The following is a 2,980-nucleotide window of genomic DNA, read 5'->3' as shown; positions in this document are numbered from 1 at the left end:
ATCTAATTATATGTAATGTAATTAATTTAGTGATCATTTAAGGGATATTTAGAAATAAATAGAAAAACCGTCCTATTGGGACGGCTTACCCAGGCCACCAAAATTGATGGCCTAAACAGTAGAAGCTATATAAACATCCCCCAATCACACCACCAGGCTTGCAAAGGGAAATATGTAACAGATATTGTAATCGCAGCATTATGGGAGCGAGAATTTCACCATAAAAATAGTACCTGATTCTCCTGTTTTTACATCTATTTTAGCATTATGCCGATGGGCGATACTGTAGCAGATTGGTAATCCTAAGCCGGTGCCAGTTTCCTTGGTTGTCAAAAATGGCGTGCCTAACTTCTGCTGCAGTTCAGATGGGATACCAGTGCCTTGATCTTGGATAAATAAAACCACCTGCTCATCTTCTATAAAAGTACCCACTGTCAGTTTTCCGCCTGGCAACATCGCGTCAAACCCGTTGCGGGAAAGATTGAGCAGCAATTGTCGCATTTCTTGGACATCCAAGCAGAAATCCGGGATGTCATCTGCTAATTCGGTGACAATTATCATCCCTTTGAGCAGCGCATCAGACACCATTAATGGCAGCAGGGTTTCGATAATTTCATTAAGGCTCTGCAAAGACTGATTGACTGGTTTGTTCCTGGCAAGAGAAAGATATTCAGTAATAATGGAATTTGCTCTGTCCAGTTCCGAGATCATCAACTCCAATTGTGAATTAAACTGGGCAAATTCCTTTTTGCGCAGAAAAGATTGCAGATAGCCCCTTACAGTCGTCATGGGATTCCTAATTTCGTGAGCAATGCCGGCGGCCATTTCGCCTACAAGATGCAGCCTGTCCATACGGGAAATTTCCTTTTCCATTAACTTGCGTTCGGTTGTGTCGGCAATTATCGTTCGGTATTGCAAATCATGACCATCGGTATGTAACAGCGGCATACTAATAAGCTGAGCATCGGTTACCGCAGCGTTTTGGCTTGTAAGTCTTAATTCCGTAATTACCTTTTTTCCGCTTAGTCGGCATGACCGCAGATGATCGAAAAATTTTTTACAACTATCTTTATCAACAAAAACAGCCATCGGCATGCCAAATAATCGCGATCGCTCCATGCCTAGAAGCGCCGCCCCCGTAAGATTAATCTCCCGGATACAGGCCCGCTCATCAAAGGTTACATAACCTACCGGTGCAAAATCATACAGGTCGGCATAACGGTTACGGGATTCCTCCAACTCCCCTAAAACGTCCTGCATAGCCTGACACTGGATTTCCAAATCCAATTCCCGATCCTGCAGCTCATATTTTAACCATTGAGCTTCCTGTGTGCCGGCATTGTCCGGAGATTGGCTTGATTTGGCAAGAGTAGTACCGTCACTCTTGCCCTGTTCATCAGACCCGGCCATATTTTCACCCCCAGCTGACGTGTCCCTGCTTCACTTGGTATTCTGTAAATCCTGGTTAGCAATGGTTTCAAAGGCCAGAAGAATCCGTTTGGTTTTGTTGTGTGCATTCACAACCCGGCGGGCATTAATTAGCATCGTTTGTTTACCGATATCCGGAAAATCGTAGTTGATCGTAAAACCTTCGAAAGCAGTATCATGTTCCTGAATATCAGTCAGCAGGATACGCAGTTCCGGAACATCCCACTGACCGCCTTTCATTTGGAAAATAGATTGACCGGTCATTTCCCCAGGTATAATCTGGAATTTCTGATAAAAGGCCTGATTGGCTGTTTTCAACTTTAAATCAGCATCAAGAACAATTAAAGGATGCCGTACCGTTTCCACAATCGCTTCAGCGTATTCACGGGCTTCCTGGGAAACCTCATAGCTTTTCTTGAGGGTGTTAATATCGGCAAAACTAATAATAACACCATCAATCTTGTTATCTACAGTCTTATAAGGACGTATTTGCATACAATACCAGTGTCCCCACCGGTCCTGTACTTCTTGCTCCCTGCAGTTAAGGGTATCAATCACTTCCAGACTTGCCTGCTCCAAATCAGGAATATCGATATTCGGCTTGAAATTGTTGATGGGTCGTCCCACATCAGTGCTGATTAAATTAAACGCCTTTTCTGCGACAGAATTGAACCGCCGGATGCGCAAATCACTGCTAAGAATGAGAATGGGGATACTGATGCTGCGCAGCAAATTAATCATATCATTGTTAACCTGGCTTAATTCTATATTACGGGTTCGCAGTTCCTCATTGAGAGTCATCAACTCTTCATTGGTTGACTGTAGCTCCTCTTTAGCGGTTTCTAACTCCTCATTCATGCTTTGCAATTCTTCGTTGCTTGATTGTACTTCTTCGTTGGCATACCTGATGTCCTCATTGGCAGCTTCATGCTGGTCGATGATTGATTGAAGGTATTCCTTGGTAGCTGCTATCTCCTGTTTCAAGCCCAGAATCTTTGCAGAGTCCTCTGCTTTATAGAAAATTGGGTTCGCCGCAATAGCGCTGCCAGGCCTACCTGCAGGCAACTGCTGCGATATTGTATCTCTGAATAATACCAGAAAGTATTCACCTTTTTGAAAGGGACCATTAATAGGGACAACATCGACACTGACAGGGAGAGAGTGACCATTTTTCATGACATGTAAGCCTTCTTTTCTGACTAGAACATTCTCTTTTCGAGCTTGGTTAATAGCAGCCCGCAGCGAGAGAAACAACCCGTCCCGGGCCATCTTTAAGAGGTTTACACTCGGCATTCCAGATGCCGGTTCAAGATAAACGCCGGTACGACCCCGGTATTGAATAATATCCATCTTGCTGTTGATAATGACACCAGGCGGAGCATATTTATTCACAACAATCCGGTCAGCTTCTTTTTGAATATCTAGCCAGGATCCGCCACTTGGAGTGCCTTGAGCAGCTTTGGCATGATTGTTTATCGTCGCGGCATGTTCAGTAGCGGAGAATTCGGACATTAACGGGGTGGCTACTGCCTTTTTTATATAAATTCTATAT

At 44.0% G+C, this 2,980-nt stretch carries 2 protein-coding genes; both read right to left on the bottom strand.

Features of this window, described 5'->3' with window-relative positions; genetic code table 11:
• Nucleotides 1-198 precede the first annotated feature (198 nt).
• Nucleotides 199-1,410, bottom strand: coding sequence for a two-component system sensor histidine kinase NtrB (locus tag VN379_RS02915; protein WP_325530615.1), 1,212 nt, complete (start codon nucleotides 1,408-1,410; stop codon nucleotides 199-201).
• 30 nt (nucleotides 1,411-1,440) lie between these two features.
• A partial coding sequence (locus VN379_RS02910) for a PAS domain-containing protein (RefSeq protein WP_325530613.1) occupies nucleotides 1,441-2,980 on the bottom strand: 1,540 nt, incomplete at its 5' end.

The sequence above is a fragment of the Sporomusa sp. genome (assembly GCF_035561255.1).
Classification (GTDB): domain Bacteria; phylum Bacillota; class Negativicutes; order Sporomusales; family Sporomusaceae; genus Sporomusa.
This window is presented reverse-complemented; position numbering and strand designations above follow the sequence as displayed.